We start from the raw sequence: 14,908 nt of genomic DNA on the forward strand, positions 1-14,908 counted from the left end.
GCATCAGTTCAGCACGCGCAACAGTCCCGGCGCATCGAGAGAAAAGGCCGGGATCGCCACCTCGAACATCTCGCCCCGATCGGTCTGCATCAGGTAATGGCCGAACATCAGCCCGGACGGGGTGTCGAGCGGGCAGCCTGACGTGTATTCGAAGCTGTCGCCGGGCTCCAGGCGCGGCTGCTCGCCGATCACACCCGGTCCGTTGACCTCGTCCACCTGGCCGTTCTGGTCGGTAATATGCCAGTAGCGATGGGTCAGCTTCACGGTTTCGATCGAATGATTGGCGATGACGATCCGATAACCCCAGACATAGCGGTCGTCATCCGGATCGGATTGCTCCTCCAGATAGAATGGCTCGACCACCACTTCTATATCCCGTGTCAAGGCACGATACATGCGCCGTCCCTTTTTAAAGATGTACTAAGCATATCCTATAGGATGGGAATGGCGTCAAGGAATGCAAGATTCTCAACGGATTTTGGGGCCCCTTTGGCGGCCTTTCTCATCTTAACACTAATGGTCTAGGTAAACAGACGAGCTCGCCCACAGCCGAGGCCAGGGCGAGCTTTATCGGATCAGGCCGAAACGCTCCGCAAAGCCTGGGCGAAATCCTCGAGAAGATCGTCCGTGTCCTCAATGCCGCAGGACAGCCGCACCGTTCCGCCGGAAATGCCGAGTTCCGCACGGGCCTCGTCGCTGAGGTTCTTGTGGGTTGTGGTCGCCGGATGGGTGATCAACGTCTTGGCATCGCCGAGATTGTTGGAAATCAGCACGATGTCGAGGGCATTCTGCAGGGCAAATGCCGCCTCCTTGCCGCCCTTCAACTCGAATGCCACCAGCGTCGAGCCGCCGCTCATCTGGCTGGCGACGATGTCGGCCTGCGGATGGTCGGCGCGGCCGGGATAGATCACCTTGGCCACCTGGTTCTGCTCGGCCAGGAAGTCGGCGATCTTTGCTGCGGTCTCGGTCTGCTGCTTAACGCGCAGGGCCAGCGTTTCCACGCCCTTCAGAAGCGTCCAGGCGTTGAACGGTGACATGGCCGGGCCGGTATGGCGGAAGTAATCGTGCAGGTGCTCGTCGATCCATTCCTTGTCGGAGAGCACGACGCCCCCCAGGCATCGGCCCTGGCCGTCAATATGCTTGGTGGCCGAATAGACGACCACATGGGCGCCAAGCTCCAGCGGCTTCTGGTAGAGCGGCGTGGCGAATACGTTGTCGACCACGACCTTGGCGCCGATCTGGTTCGCGAGCCTGGCGACGCCGGCGATATCGATCACTTCGAGCGTCGGATTGGTCGGGCTTTCGAGGAAAAACACCTTGGTGTTCTTGCGGATCGCCTGTTCCCAGTTGGCGAGGTCGCGGCCGTCGACCAGCGTGAACTCGATGCCATAGCGCGGTGCCAGCGTCTCGACCACCCAGCGGCAGGAGCCGAACAGGGCGCGGGCCGCGACGATATGATCGCCGGCTTTCAGCTGGCAAAGAAGCGCCGCCGACACGGCGGCCATGCCGGAGGCCGTGGCGCGGGCATCCTCGGCGCCTTCCAGCATGCACATGCGCTTTTCGAACATGTCATTGGTCGGACTGCCGTAGCGCGCATAGATGAAACCGTCGGTCTCGCCTTTGAAGCGCGCCTCGGCGGCTTCAGACGTGTCGTAGACAAAACCTTGTGTCAGGAAAATTGCTTCGGAGGTTTCGCCATACTGCGAGCGCAGGGTCCCGCCATGGACCAGTTGCGTTGCCGGACGCCAATTCTTGCTCATGCCATCATGCCTTTCAAATACAAAAAAACCGGCCACGAATACGGACCGGTTTTGAGTACCCGGTCTATTTAGCCATTTGTTTAACGTGGCTGCAAGCCGACCGGCCAAATCACCACGGGATAAGGCTCAAATACGCCGAACTCGGGCTTGCGTCAATTCCTCGACTTTGGTTTTGTCGGGCCAAAATCTGAGGTGATGGACATGACGAGGACGAAGGGAATTCTGGCCGATCGCGCCATCGAGGCGCTGTTCGCCTCGGGTAGCCTGAAAAGCGAGGCAGCACTCGACGCCGACCAGGTCCAGCCGGCCAGCCTCGACTTGCGTCTGGGCTCGAAAGCGCTGCGCGTCCGCGCCAGTTTCATGCCGGGCCGCGATGCCCGCGTCGCCGACAAGCTGGAGCGCCTGACGCTGCACGAAATCGATCTCGAAAACGGCGCCGTGCTGGAAACCGGCTGCGTCTACATCGTGCCGTTGATGGAAAGTCTCGACCTGCCGGCCGAAATGTCGGCCTCGGCCAATCCCAAAAGCTCGACCGGACGTCTCGACATCTTTACCCGCGTCATGGTCGATCATGCCCAGGAATTCGACAAGATCCCGGCCGGCTACACGGGTCCTCTCTATCTGGAAATCAGCCCGCGCACCTTCCCGGTCATCGTGCGCCGCGGCTCGCGCCTGTCGCAGATCCGCTTCCGCGTCGGCCAGTCGCTGCTTGGCGAGAGCGAACTGCTGGACCTGCACCGCACCGAGACTCTTGTTGCCAGCGAAGCCCCCAACGTCTCCGGCGGCGGTATCGCCCTGTCGATTGACCTGAAAGGCACCGGCCCCGACGGCCTGCTCGGCTATCGCGGCAAGCACCATACCTCGGTTATCGATGTCGACCGCAAGGGCATGCATGACGTCCTGGATTTCTGGGAGCCGCTCTATAGCCGCGGCCGCGACGAACTGATCCTCGACCCCGACGAATTCTATATTCTGGTCTCCAACGAGGCCGTGCATGTACCGCCGCTCTATGCCGCGGAAATGACGCCCTATGATCCGCTGGTCGGCGAGTTCCGTGTTCACTACGCCGGCTTCTTCGATCCGGGCTTCGGCCACGCCGCAGCCGGCGGCACGGGCAGCCGTGCGGTGCTGGAAGTGCGCAGCCACGAAGTGCCGTTCATTCTCGAACACGGCCAGGTCATCGGCCGCCTGGTCTACGAACACATGCAGGAGCGCCCGCAGGGGCTCTATGGCAGCGGGCTTGGCTCCAATTACCAGGCCCAGGGCCTGAAACTGTCCAAGCATTTCCGGGCCGCCTGACGGCTCTGAGCGCCTTGCCGCTCTTGACAGAAAGCGGCAACTGTAGGACTTCTGCGGCGTGCGCGGGTGTAGCTCAATGGTAGAGCAGCAGCTTCCCAAGCTGAATACGAGGGTTCGATTCCCTTCACCCGCTCCAGCCGCTTTTTCAATTACTTACGGGTGGTTTTCCGAGCGGTTTTTCTAACGGTTTTACACTCAGTTTTACCAACGTCCGTTCTTGCTCTGGCGTCGTTAATCTGCCGAATCGCGTCCTGCGTGGCTGCGGGCCAGGTCAGCGATTATCAGGGTGCCCGGCGCCTGCTCGATTGCCTGCCCAAAGCAAAGGAATTGCTGGCAGATCGTGATTGCGACGCCGACTGGTTCCGCAACGGATTGAAAGACAAGGGTATTTCGCCCTGCATCCCGCCACGCAAGAAGCGCCGCAACCCGGCCGACTACGACAAAGTCCTTTATAGGCAACGCTATCGTATCGAGAACATGTTCGGCAGGATCAAAGATTGGAGGCGCATCGCCACCAGATACGGCCGATGCGCCTACACCTTCCTATCCGCAATGCTCATCGTAGCAACTTGCTGCTACTGGCTCGATTAATGGGTCCTGAGCCTAGAGCCTTCCTCGTAAAAACTTATGATTTTAAGAAACTGCCTACGGGTCTGTGCTGATAGGCTGTACTCTTATGTTGCCCACTAGGATGCGGTAGAAGCCGCCAAGTGGCAGACGCTCGTTACCCTCGCCCCTAGTTAAAGCAAAGGTACCCATCTCGTCCGAGTACGGTTGCTGGATGGCCATAGACGCCGTCGTAATCTCAATCACACACCGGAGTATGCACTCCACTGTGCGCTTGATTGGGGGTGCCGCAGCAAGCCGTATATTCTGTCCGGTGTCTCCGGCAAATGACAGATCTGGGACATAGTGTCTGTCTTCTCCAGGAAATGCGTCCAGTGATCGTGCCGTGATACGTGGGAAGCTGTGAGAGTATGGTAGAGGCAACAGGTTGCTGTCGATTACATCTGCCGACGGGTCATCTGGCAGGGTGTTCACGAGCATGGTTGCTAAAGTATCAGCTTCTAGTATGGCGCCAATTAGCCTTCGGAATGCCCAGTTGTAGGACAAGACGTCAGAAAATTGATGTATTCCACGATCTATTCGCATCTCCTCACCATTATGGCGGTACGAGGAATAGCCAGTCAGCCACGCTCCGTCAGCATAATTGCCCTCTACAGGGACCAAGAACGAGTGATTGTGTTTGCAGCCATTGCACAGTCTTTCCCAGTGTTCGCTAATCCCTTTTAGTGCTGTCTTATAGCGTCTCTTGGTATCTCTATTTAGGGACGGGTCTAAGTAGTCTACGATATCGCTATCGTAGAACTCGAACAGTTCTGCAGATCGGTAGACAGCATCGGTGAAAGCGTCTGTGGCAAAAGATGGTTGGCCTTTAATACTGTCGCTAAATCCCTCTTCTCTCCTTTCTGTCTCGTATTTTTCGACCGCATCCAGTGCTAATGTAATTGCTCGGTTCATACGACGGTGTAGAAGGCCGTACGCGGTGACTAGAGGTGCGTGGTCACGGCGCAGTCGTATCTTCAGCTTTCTGTTGTCTATTGCTTCGAGGAAGGGGGAGATGATTATGTTAAGGTCGGGAGCAGGGGGCTGAGAAAAAGTGTTCATACTAACTCCTGATCACAAAAAGCTAGTTTAGCCGGGTCAATGTTGCTGGCAAGTGGTGCCGATGTGTTTGTCCTTACGTGTAGGAAGCAGTAAGCAGGTCCTTGCTCCTAGATGCATACAATCCACATGTCATCTCACGTTATTCGCTTTTTACATCTATAGCTAAGTTATTGATTCATATGGTAGCTGTATCAGAGCTTTTCTGTAAAAATATCTCTCTAACGCATTGAAATAATTTGGTTATGTGGCGGCTTCCCAAGCTGAATACGAGGGGTCCGATTCCCTTCATCCGCTCCAATTCCCCATATCTCCGCGCGATCGACGGCTTGCACGACAGCCGTGTTTTATGAGCCTGCCGCGGGCAGGGCCTATGGCTGCGGAGCGGTGCCGTCGACGGCCTCTTTTTCCGGCCGCGCCGCCGGGCTATGCGGCGTCTTGTTCCAGAAAAAAGGGCGTGAGCGCAGTTCGAATACGGCGCGCCAGGCCGCCAGCGACATCATCAGCCAATAGACCGGAATGAAGATCCAGCGCCAGCTCACCAGCCGCGTCTCAAAGCGCGTCATCTTGGTGGCGCCGAGCGCCAGGAAGGCGGCATAGCTTCCCAGCACATTGATCATGTCGGTGTAAAACAGCACCTTGTCCATGATAGACATCGCAGTGCCCGGCAAACCCATCATGGCTAGGGTCGATTGCGTGAGGAACAGGATCATGACGGGATGGGCCAGCGACGAAATGAGCATGCCGCCAATCAGCAGCTGGAAGACCACAAAGGCGCAAGATCCCATTTCGGCAATGGCCAGGGATGGCGAGCGCATGACCACCAGCCAGGTCTGCAGCCAGCCCTTGAACCACCTGGTTCTCTGGCCGGTCCAGACCGGGATCGAGGTCGGTGCATCCTCAAGGGTTTGGCGGTGGATGACCTCGGCCCGGTAGCCGAGCCGATAGAGCCTGAGGCCGATATCGGCATCTTCGGTGACATTATACGGATCCCAGCCGCCCGCGGCGCGCAACACATGCGTCTTGAAATGGTTGGAGGTGCCACCCAGCGGCAGCGGCATCCGGCAGCGCGCCAGAATGGGCAGGAGCCCTCGAAACAGCGCCGAATATTCGAGCGAGAAAAGCGCGCTGACGCAGCTGGCTTTGCCATTGGCAATGATCAGCGGTGCCTGCAGGCAGGCGATATCGTCCGCGGCGGATGAAAAGCGCTGATAGGCCTCCAGCAATTGGTCGGGATGCGGACGGTCCTCGGCATCGAAGATGGCGACATAGTCGCCGCGCACGCCCGCCAGTGCATAGGTCAGCGCCTTCGGCTTGGTGCGTGGCCCGCCGGCCGGAACTTCGACGATCTCGACATGGGGACCGGGCGCCAAGGCCTTGATCGCCGCAATGGTCTCCAGGTCGTCCGCCTCACACACCAATTTGATATCGAGGCGTGATTTCGGCCAGTTCAGCCTGTCCAGCGAGGCCACTAACTGGCTGACGACGTCGGTCTCCCGATAGAGCGCCACCATCACCGAATAGATCGGCAGCCCTTCGCCTGGCAAAAGTGTCGCGGTAGTACAAGGCCTGGTCCGGCGGGACTGAACGACGGCGGCCAGGCGCGGCATCAGCGCCAGGAAGAAGAGGAATGTCAGCGTGATGTGCAGCGCCAGCAAGGTGGGTTCGGTGGCAAGCATCAGGCAGGTCAGAAATGTCGTCAGCAGGCTGCCGATCCAGAAGCCCTGCCGCCCGGCCAGCACGACCCTCGCGGAAAAGCGTGGCGCGGTATCGAACAATCCGTTGATCGCGGAATGCAGCCGACGGCCTGCTCCAGTCCGCCATGCCGCCCGCCGAACCGTGGCGGGCGCGGCAATGGCCAGCGATGTCCGCAGGCCCGGCAGCCGGGCAAGCGTCGCCGTCAGGTCCGCAAACCGGCGCGCTTCCGGCACGATCACCGTCACCGGCGGCTTGTGGCCATGGTTCAGGCGGATATGGGTCGGCTTTTGCAGCTGGCTGTCCAGGCCGCGGATATCGGTGACCTGGCCATCTTCGATCGCGTCCACGAAAGGCAGACCTGCCAGGCGCGCCATGCCCGCATAATAGGCGTCTTCCCGCACCCCGCCGCCGTGCAGCAATTCCCGCTCGATGGTCGTGCCGTTGCGCAACGCCCGTTGCGCCATGCGGGCGATCAGGGGCTTGCCGATTCCGAGTTGCTTGAGGATGACGGCCTCGTCCCAGAGGGAGGAAATAACATGCCGATCCGGGACTGCGCTGGTTGGCGCGGCACCGATTGGCGCAATTTGAGACTCGACGGCCAGCGCTAATGCCAGCCTTTCATATTCCCCAGCCCGCATTCCTCTGCTAAACCGTCACCAGACCGATGACGCCCCAGATTATCCCCGGAATGGATCATAATGATACGCGCAGAAGTTTCATCCCTAGGTTTAAGGGGGGTACGCGCAATTGTAGCGACCATCCTCCTTCTCGGCCTGCTGGCACCGCTGATGGCGCGTGCCGATGAGGGCGCGGTTCCGGACTTTCCTGTTCTCTTCGATGCCCGCGAGCGGCTGCCCCGGCCGGATCTTTCGGTGTTGCTGCGCCTGCGCTTCCTGACCACGACCGATTTCCCACCCTTCAATTTCATCGACCAAACCGGGCATCTCGCCGGGTTTCAGGTCGATCTCGTCCGCGAGATCTGCGCCGAACTGGGCATCGAGGCCAAATGCCAGATCCAGGCCATGCCCTTTGCCGACCTGCAGGCGGCCTTGACCAACAAACAGGGCGACGCGGTGATCGCCGGCACGGCCGTGACCGGCGAGCTGCGGCGGAGCTTTGCTTTTTCACGACCCTTCGCAATGCTGCCGGCCCGGTTCGTGCGCAACCGCAGCGCGCGGCTCGACGTGGAGGAGGTCGGCGCGCTTCGGGGAAAATCCGTCGGTGTGGTGGCGGCGACGGCCCATGAGGCCATGTTCAAGGCATTCTTCCCGGACCTGCGCAGTGTGCCTTTCGAAAGCCGCAGCGCCATGCTCGACGCCCTGAAGAAGGGCGATGTCGATGCCGTCTTTGCCGATGGCCTGCAACTGTCCTTCTGGCTGGCATCCGATGCCTCGGCGCAATGCTGTGCCTTGCTGGACGGACCCTTCGTCTCCGAGCGTTTTTTGGGCGAAGGCCTGACCATCATGATGCGCCAGGAGGACCAGTTCCTGGCCGAAGCCTTCGACAGTGCTTTGGCCGCATTGTCGCGCAAGGGTCGGCTGAAGGAGATTTCGCTGCGCTACTTCCCCCTCGGGCTCTACTGAGCGGACCTGGTGTCAGGCCTTGCGATAGCGCGCTATCGCGCTGCGCTCGATGGCAGCGCATGTCAGTTTGTCCAGCGACAGGCGGTCGCGCAGCAATTGCAGCATGCGGATTTCCTCCGGGCGGATCTCCAGATCGACGGAGGCCACTTCCACGGCCAGCGCATAGGCCGTGTCGAACAACCGGGGCGGCAGCGTGTCGCGGATGGTCTCAAGCGTGATGTCGAGGCCTTCCGGTCCGGCCAGCATGTCCGCGCAACGTTTCGAGACCGGGATCAGTTCGGCTTTCTCGAAATCCTTGAAGACCGGAAGAAAGTCGACCAACTGGCCGATGCGTTCCAATTCCTTGTCATTCATGGAGTTATCGACGGCGGACACCATGACCATTGCGAAAATCAGGGCGTCATGCGTGGTAAGCGGGCTATTCATCTGTCGGAACCTCGTTGTCTATCCGCAAGAGTAAGAACTGGCTTGCCGCCTTTCAAGACGCAGCCACCGCCTTTACCGCGGATCGTCGCCATAGAGGCCGAGTTTGGCCGACCGGGCCGCCTCTGAAAGCGACATCAGAGCCTGATCACCCGCTGCTTCCGCCCAACCATTGCGGATCAGCCATTCGGCGATATCCGTGTCGCCGATGCGGCAGGCCGCCACGATCGTTCCCGTCCAGTTGGCGCTGGCGATATCGCAGGTGACCGACCGGTTTCGGAGGAAAAGCCGCTGCTGGGTTCGCGCCACCATGCCGCAGGGCCATTGCGTGCCGTCGCTGCCTGGGCAGAGCCGCTGGCGGTCGGTTGGCTGAACGCCGCGAAGCTGCAGGGTGCGGGCGCCGAAGGCCAGGCGCCCCGCGTCAATGGTCTGAGGCCGGGGCAGCACGGCGGCTAGTTCCGGTTTCGCCGGGGCGGGGTCCTGGCGCGGCGTTATGCGCTCGAATCCGGTCGTATCCGTTGTGCCGACCGGCGATGCGAAGGCATCGGGGCTGATGGGCCGCACGGGCCGGTTCTCGATGATCGAAGCCTGGGCCGGCGGCGTTTCGGTTGTCGCCTGGATGCTCGCCTCCTCATTCGCGATGTCGGGCACCTCTCGGAGGTCGGCGGCGAGATACACCAGGGCGAGGCACCAGAGGCCAAGGCCGGCAAGACCGGTGAAGAATGTGCCGACTGGCCGCATCGGTTAATATTCCTATTGGCTCGCCCAGATGATCCGCGCTATCCAGTCCACCTCGCTCATGTCGAGGCTGCGGTTGGCATGTTCGGGGTTGAGCGACAGCAGGTCGATCGAGCGTGCGCTGTGCCGGCCCAGGATCTTGGCCATCACTTCGCCATCGCGGGTCTTCACCGCCACCCTGTCGCCGCGGCGCACCTGTGCCCCGGGCTCGACGATCAGCACGTCACCGTCCCGGTAGAGCGGCATCATGCTGTCGCCCTGAACCTCCAGCGCATAGACATGGGGGCTGCGCGACGGGGAAGCCGGAAACTCGACGACATCCCAGCCCTGGCCGGCGGGAAATCCGCCATCGTCAAAAAAGCCGCCGGCGCCGGCCTGGGCAAAACCCAGCAGGGGAATATTGCCGGCAGGGGCGGCAACACCGCTCTCACCCATGCCGCTCTCGCCCATTCCGTTGCCGGACGAGCCGGTGCCGAAAAAGCTCATGAACTGGTCGATGCTGGCGCCGGTGGCCTCCAGCACTTTCGCAATGGATTCGGTCGAGGGCCAGCGTTGCCGACCATCTGGTCCGGTCCGCTTGGATTTGTTGAAGGATGTCGGATCGAGCCCGGCGCGGCGCGCCAGGCCAGAGGCGGTCAGTTGATGCTGCTCGGCAAGCCTGTCGATGGCGCCCCAGATTTTCTCATGTGAAAGCATTGTCGCCCGTGCCCCAAAGCCGGGGAAGCGATGCCAGGTCTCGCCTTCCACCGTGCAATGGAACGACTTTAATCAAGCCTGCCTTCGGAGTAAAGAACAAAGGAATAAAATCCTCCTTCTTTCCCGCGCTCAGCATCATGAATGTGTCCGCTAACCCGGACCTTGGCAGAGCCTGCGGTCAGGCCACCATCGCCATGTTGATCTTGCCGAGTTGGATGACGGCCTGGGTGCGGCTGTCGACCTTGAGCTTCAGCAGGATCGCCGAGACATGAGCCTTGATCGTGGCTTCCGACACGCCCAGCTCATAGGCGATCTGCTTGTTGAGCAGGCCTTCGCCCAGCATGCCGAGTACGCGGCTCTGCTGCGGGGTGAGGGTGCGCAAGCGGTTGATCAGGTCGGCCACATCAGGGTCATGTTCCTGGCCGCCGTGGTAGGACCGCGGTGTCCAGACGTCGCCCTCCAGCACCGCCTGGATGCCGGCACGAATATCGTCGATGCCGGAGGATTTGGAGATGAAGCCGGATGCGCCAAGCTCGATGGACCGGCGGATGGTGGTCGGATCGTCGGTGGCCGATACGATGACGATCGGCAGATGGGCAAATTCGGCCCTGAGCGACATCAGCCCGGAAAAGCCGCTGACCCCCGGCATAGCCAGATCGAGCAGCATGACGTCGGCTTCCGGGTGATGGGCCGCCACGCGGCGGGCCGTTTCGAAATCGCCGGCCTCAACGATCGTCTGGTGGCCCTCCATGCCACTGACGGCCTGGCGCAGCGCGCCACGAAACAACGGATGATCGTCTGCAATGATAATCGTGCGTTCTGTCATGGATTGCCCCCTCCCAAGAGCCTCTCCCGGCAACCGCCGGTGCCGATGTTTGTTCTTTTAGCGTCACCTGAGAACATATACAATGGTCTATGTTTTCTGGGGCGCTCCCGATGCAGGTTTTTCCTCGTTTTGCTTGAACTCCTCAACCAGCCCGAAGAAGCTGCGCATGAAGCGTTCCATGATGCCGATCGAGCGCTCGACCTCCTCGTCGGACGGTGTGGCACTGGGTGGTGCTGTCAATCCACTGCCGGTCTTCCCGAGTTGCTCCAGCGCCTGCACCCGCTTTTCGAGCAAGGCCAGATCCTCTTCATAGGCCGCCCGTTCGTCGGCACCCATCAGGCAGACCAGCGCGCCGTCCTTCTCGCGGCACAGCGTCATCGCGCCCGTGCGCGTATCGAGGCGCACGAACCCGTCTGCACTTTTCTCCATCTGGAAGCGGCCGGTTTCGCTGGCCTCCTGCGCCAGGGCGCCAGAGGACAGCAGGCTTGTGGCGATGATGGCCAGCAGTGTTGTCGACTTCATTGTGATCCTCCAAAAATGGGTGCATCAGCAGTGCACTTGGCCGTCAGCCGTGGACAAGAGGCCGCATTTGCGGCAAATCCCCTCCAGCTTGAATGCCGAACAAGGACAAATGCCCGTGTCAGCCCCGATGCCAGATGTAGTCTACAAGATCGTGCCGATGGAATTATGGCAGAAAGCCCAGGAAGCGGGTGTCTTCAAGGGCGCGGCGATTGATCTGAGTGACGGCTATATCCATTTTTCGACGGCAGCCCAGGCGGTGCAGACGGCGCGGCTGCATTTTGCCGGCGTGAGCGGCCTGCTGCTGGTCGCGGTCGAGGCTGCAGCCCTCGGCGAAGCGCTGAAATTCGAGCCGTCGCGCGGCGGCGATCTCTTCCCGCATCTCTATGCGGATCTGCCTCTGGCGGCGGTGTTGTGGGAAAAGCCCCTGCCGCTTGACGCCGCAGGTCTTCACGTTTTCCCGGAGATGCCGCGATGATCGATGTGTTCAAGAGTTTTGCCCGCAAAGGCCTTTTCTTGTTCGACCCGGAAACCGCCCATGGCATGTCGATCGCCGGACTGAAAACCGGCCTGTTCCCCGCCTGCCGCTTGGCCGCCGATCCGCGTCTCGTCCAGACGGTGGCCGGCCTCACCTTCGCCAATCCGCTCGGCATGGCCGCCGGCTTCGACAAGAATGCCGAAGTGCCGGATGCGCTTTTGCGCCTCGGCTTCGGTTTTGCCGAAATCGGCACGCTGACGCCGAAGGCGCAATTGGGCAATCCCAAGCCCCGCATCTTCCGGCTGGAGGCCGATAGCGCGGTGATCAACCGGCTCGGCTTCAACAACGAAGGCCATGACGCCGCCTTCGCCCGCCTCAGCGCCCGCGCCCAGAGAGACGGCATTGTCGGCGTCAATATCGGCGCCAACAAGGACAGTGACGACCGCGTCGCCGACTATGTCGCCGGCATTCGTCGGTTCGCCTCGCTGGCGAGTTATTTCACCGCCAATATTTCCTCGCCCAACACGCCGGGCCTGCGTGATCTGCAGGCGCGTGACAGCTTGTCAGCCCTGTTGAGTGCCGTTCTGGCCGCCCGCGATGCGGAAGTGGCCAAATTGGGACGCCCGCTGCCGGTCTTTTTGAAAATCGCTCCGGATCTGACCGAAGAGGGCATGGACGATATCGCTGCCGAGGCGCTGGCCCATAAGCTCGACGGCCTGATCGTCTCCAACACGACCCTGTCGCGTGAGGGCCTGACGGATCAGCACCAGGCCGGCGAGGCCGGCGGACTGTCCGGCCGGCCGCTGTTTGAAAAGTCGACTGCCGTACTCGCCCGCATGCGCCGCCGCGTCGGCCCCGATATGCCGATCATCGGCGTCGGCGGCGTATCTTCGGCCGAAACAGCGCTCGAAAAGATCCGCGCCGGCGCCGATCTGGTGCAGCTCTATTCCTGCATGGTCTATGAGGGCCCCGGCCTGCCGGCCCGCATCGTCCGCGACCTGTCGAAACGGCTCGACCGCGAAGGCGTCGCCTCGATCCGCGACCTGCGCGACAGCCGGCTGGATCACTGGCTGTCGGTAAAGGTCTGATCGAGCTTAGACCTGAGCCGCGACAGAAGCAGCAGGCCGCGTAACGCCAGGAACAGGTTGAGCGCGATCCACAGGCCGTGATTGCCCATCAGCGGCACCAGCAGCGCCACGCAAGCCAGGTAGCCGGCCAGCGACAGGATCATCATGTTGCGCATCGCGGCAGACCAGGTGGCGCCGATGAACACGCCATCCATCTGGAAGGCCAGCGCGCCAGTCAGCGCCGTCAGTGCCGCATAAGGCAAGTAACGCACGGCTTCGGCGCGCACATCCGCTGTGGTCGTGATGAAGCCGATGATCGCTACGCCGAACCCGAGGAAGAAGGCGACGCTCAGAAGCGCCAGCCCCAGCGACCAAAGGCCGGTGATCTTCACGGCCTTCACGAAAGCCTTGCGACAGTGCGCCCCGACCGCCTGGCCGGTGATCTGCTCGGCAGCGGTGGCAATACCGTCGAGATAGAAGCCGGCGATCATGAAGAAATTCATCAAAACCGCATTGGCGGCCAGCGTCACCGCGCCAAAGCTGGCGCCGATCCGGGTCATCACAATAAAGGCGGTGGTCAGCGCGAAGGTGCGGATCAGGATGTCGCGGTTCAGCCGGAACAGATCCTTGAGTTTGGCCGCGTCGGTCAGCATCGACAGGTGCGGCAGGGCGCTAGAACCATAGCGCCAGAACACGAATGCCATGCCGGCCAGCACCGCCGCCGCCTCGCCGATCACGGTGCCCCAGGCAACCCCTGCAATGCCCCAGCCATAGACCAGCCCAAGCGTGATCGACATGACGATGTTGACGCCGTTGAGCAGGATCTGCAGCGCCAGCCCGACCGAACCCATGCCGCGCCCGAGAACAAAACCCAACAGCGTGAAATTCGACAGCGTCAGCGGCCCCGCCACAATGCGGATCACGATATAGGTCGCCGCCGCCTCGGCCACCGCACCCTCCGCCCCCATCAGCGACAGGCCAGTCCCGATGATCAATGGCGAGAGCGCCAGGATCAACAGGCCGAAGCCGACCGACAGCGCCATCGAACGCCAGAACACGGCAAACACTTCCGCGCTGTCGCGCCGTCCTTCGGCTTGCGCGATCAGCGCCGTGGTCGAGGCCCGCAGGAAATTGAGGCTGGAAAACAGCAGGTCGAACAGCGCCGCGGCGATCGCGAGGCCGGCAAGGGCCGCCGCTTCGCCCGTGCGGCCGATCACGGCGGTGTCGGTCAGGCCGAGCAGCGGCGTGGGGACGAAGCCGAGCGTCATCGGCACGGCGATGGCCAGCACCGAGCGGTGCGACACGTCGAAAACGGGGGAGGGGGAGGTGGTCTTGCTCATGCCTTGCGATCCGTCTGCAAGGCGGGAATCACCTAGCTCGACAGCACCATGGCCCAATAGGGCTTGTTGGCGGAAGAGGGATCGCGCGCCACGGCAACGCCGAGGCCCCGATAGCTGCCCAGCATGTTTTCCAGGTGCTTTGGCGACTCGATCCAGGCCGTCACGGCGCGGGCCGTTTCCTGCTGCCCGGCGGCAATGTTTTCGGCGGCTGGCAGGGCGACGTCGGAGGCCTTCATGCGATCCTTGAAATCGTCCCGGATGCCGATCAGATGGGCCATCTTGTCGGCCCGTGCCATGCGCTTGGCCTGGATGACGGCCGCCGCCTGGGCGGCCTTGTCGGCGGCCAGGGGCGAAAGGCCGCGTTTGGCCCGCAGCGCATTGACCATCGCCAGCGCCTCTTCGGTCGTGTCAGTCGATGTGCCGCCGTCGGTCGTCAGGATATCGCTGCTGCGGCAGCCGGTAAGACCGACGACGAGCGCAGCGCCGGACCATAGCAGAAGCGCCCGGCGGGACGGTGCGGGAAGCAATGTCTGCTGCATGTCAGGCCCGCGAGTTGAACAATCTGAGCACGATGAACACCGGGATCACAATGGTGGCACCGAGCAGCAGATAATCGCCGATCCGTCCCAGCGCCGCAAAACCCTTGTGCCAGAGATCGAAGAAGAAATCGCGCACGCCATCCAGGATGTCGATCGGATAGATCCCGAAAATGCTCATCACGAAGCCGACGATCAGCGACACGACCACCAGCTTGATGACCGTGCGGGCCGGTGAATCGCCGAGAAACCTGTTGATGCCATCCGCCATGCGAAATCT

16 protein-coding genes, 1 tRNA gene, 1 pseudogene and 1 riboswitch are annotated in these 14,908 nt (G+C 61.5%); of the genes and pseudogenes, 6 read left to right on the top strand and 12 right to left on the bottom strand.

Annotation, left to right across the window (positions count from 1 at the left end):
- Positions 1-3: 3 nt before the first annotated feature.
- Together apaG and HGO38_RS04300 are read right to left on the bottom strand one after the other, a co-directional pair.
- Positions 4-396, bottom strand: coding sequence for a Co2+/Mg2+ efflux facilitator ApaG/CorD (gene apaG / locus HGO38_RS04295; RefSeq protein WP_250954689.1), 393 nt, complete (start codon positions 394-396; stop codon positions 4-6).
- A gap of 179 nt (positions 397-575) precedes the next feature.
- Positions 576-1,760 carry an O-succinylhomoserine sulfhydrylase gene (locus tag HGO38_RS04300; RefSeq protein ID WP_250954690.1) on the bottom strand — a complete coding sequence of 395 codons (1,185 nt, stop codon included), beginning with the start codon at positions 1,758-1,760 and terminating at the stop codon, positions 576-578.
- A gap of 47 nt (positions 1,761-1,807) precedes the next feature.
- Positions 1,808-1,886, bottom strand: a riboswitch (SAM riboswitch).
- A gap of 75 nt (positions 1,887-1,961) precedes the next feature.
- Between HGO38_RS04300 and HGO38_RS04305 the strand changes: the two genes are divergently transcribed.
- The 3 genes and pseudogenes from HGO38_RS04305 to HGO38_RS04315 form a co-directional block, all read left to right on the top strand.
- Positions 1,962-3,059: a 2'-deoxycytidine 5'-triphosphate deaminase gene (locus HGO38_RS04305; protein ID WP_250954691.1), complete on the top strand. Its 1,098-nt coding sequence runs from the start codon at positions 1,962-1,964 to the stop codon at positions 3,057-3,059.
- Positions 3,060-3,121: 62 nt separating this feature from the next.
- Positions 3,122-3,195, top strand: a tRNA-Gly gene (locus HGO38_RS04310).
- Between the two features lie 119 nt (positions 3,196-3,314).
- A pseudogene (locus HGO38_RS04315) lies at positions 3,315-3,650 on the top strand (transposase); the annotation flags it as partial.
- 54 nt (positions 3,651-3,704) lie between these two features.
- Here the strand turns inward: HGO38_RS04315 and HGO38_RS04320 are convergent.
- The gene (locus HGO38_RS04320) at positions 3,705-4,727 is read right to left on the bottom strand and encodes a hypothetical protein (RefSeq protein WP_250954692.1); all 1,023 of its coding nucleotides are present in this window, start codon (positions 4,725-4,727) and stop codon (positions 3,705-3,707) included.
- A 368-nt stretch (positions 4,728-5,095) separates the two neighbouring features.
- A complete protein-coding gene (locus tag HGO38_RS04325) occupies positions 5,096-7,060 on the bottom strand; it encodes a glycosyltransferase (RefSeq protein WP_250954693.1) in 1,965 nt (654 codons plus the stop codon).
- A 60-nt stretch (positions 7,061-7,120) separates the two neighbouring features.
- Here HGO38_RS04325 and HGO38_RS04330 point away from each other — a divergent pair, with 60 nt between their 5' ends.
- Positions 7,121-8,005 (top strand): transporter substrate-binding domain-containing protein, encoded by an 885-nt coding sequence (locus HGO38_RS04330; RefSeq protein ID WP_250954694.1) that lies wholly within the window; start codon positions 7,121-7,123, stop codon positions 8,003-8,005.
- A gap of 12 nt (positions 8,006-8,017) precedes the next feature.
- On the opposite strand, the gene HGO38_RS04335 is transcribed toward HGO38_RS04330, so the two are convergent.
- The 5 genes from HGO38_RS04335 to HGO38_RS04355 form a co-directional block, all read right to left on the bottom strand.
- A complete protein-coding gene (locus tag HGO38_RS04335; RefSeq protein ID WP_250954695.1) occupies positions 8,018-8,431 on the bottom strand; it encodes a tellurite resistance TerB family protein in 414 nt (137 codons plus the stop codon).
- 72 nt (positions 8,432-8,503) lie between these two features.
- The gene (locus HGO38_RS04340; RefSeq protein ID WP_250954696.1) at positions 8,504-9,169 is read right to left on the bottom strand and encodes a thermonuclease family protein; all 666 of its coding nucleotides are present in this window, start codon (positions 9,167-9,169) and stop codon (positions 8,504-8,506) included.
- Between the two features lie 12 nt (positions 9,170-9,181).
- A complete protein-coding gene (locus HGO38_RS04345; protein WP_250954697.1) occupies positions 9,182-9,862 on the bottom strand; it encodes a S24 family peptidase in 681 nt (226 codons plus the stop codon).
- A 178-nt stretch (positions 9,863-10,040) separates the two neighbouring features.
- Positions 10,041-10,688: a response regulator transcription factor gene (locus HGO38_RS04350; protein WP_250954698.1), complete on the bottom strand. Its 648-nt coding sequence runs from the start codon at positions 10,686-10,688 to the stop codon at positions 10,041-10,043.
- Positions 10,689-10,775: 87 nt separating this feature from the next.
- Positions 10,776-11,210 (bottom strand): hypothetical protein, encoded by a 435-nt coding sequence (locus tag HGO38_RS04355; protein ID WP_250954699.1) that lies wholly within the window; start codon positions 11,208-11,210, stop codon positions 10,776-10,778.
- 109 nt (positions 11,211-11,319) lie between these two features.
- Between HGO38_RS04355 and HGO38_RS04360 the strand changes: the two genes are divergently transcribed.
- Both HGO38_RS04360 and HGO38_RS04365 read left to right on the top strand, forming a co-directional pair.
- Positions 11,320-11,685 (top strand): DUF952 domain-containing protein, encoded by a 366-nt coding sequence (locus HGO38_RS04360; RefSeq protein WP_250954986.1) that lies wholly within the window; start codon positions 11,320-11,322, stop codon positions 11,683-11,685.
- Positions 11,682-12,773 carry a quinone-dependent dihydroorotate dehydrogenase gene (locus tag HGO38_RS04365; protein ID WP_250954700.1) on the top strand — a complete coding sequence of 364 codons (1,092 nt, stop codon included), beginning with the start codon at positions 11,682-11,684 and terminating at the stop codon, positions 12,771-12,773. The genes HGO38_RS04360 and HGO38_RS04365 overlap by 4 nt, the downstream gene beginning before the upstream one ends.
- On the opposite strand, the gene HGO38_RS04370 is transcribed toward HGO38_RS04365, so the two are convergent.
- Genes HGO38_RS04370 through HGO38_RS04380 form a run of 3 tightly spaced genes read right to left on the bottom strand, consistent with a single transcriptional unit; the run spans position 12,749 to position 14,899 of the window.
- Positions 12,749-14,092, bottom strand: coding sequence for an MATE family efflux transporter (locus tag HGO38_RS04370; protein WP_250954701.1), 1,344 nt, complete (start codon positions 14,090-14,092; stop codon positions 12,749-12,751). The genes HGO38_RS04365 and HGO38_RS04370 overlap by 25 nt on opposite strands.
- A gap of 32 nt (positions 14,093-14,124) precedes the next feature.
- Positions 14,125-14,631 (bottom strand): CAP domain-containing protein, encoded by a 507-nt coding sequence (locus tag HGO38_RS04375; RefSeq protein ID WP_250954702.1) that lies wholly within the window; start codon positions 14,629-14,631, stop codon positions 14,125-14,127.
- A 1-nt stretch (position 14,632) separates the two neighbouring features.
- Positions 14,633-14,899, bottom strand: coding sequence for a DUF6460 domain-containing protein (locus HGO38_RS04380; protein WP_250954703.1), 267 nt, complete (start codon positions 14,897-14,899; stop codon positions 14,633-14,635).
- Between the last annotated feature and the right edge of the window lie 9 nt (positions 14,900-14,908).

The sequence above is a fragment of the Rhizobium sp. CG5 genome (assembly GCF_023701945.1).
In the GTDB taxonomy this organism is placed as follows: domain Bacteria; phylum Pseudomonadota; class Alphaproteobacteria; order Rhizobiales; family Rhizobiaceae; genus Allorhizobium.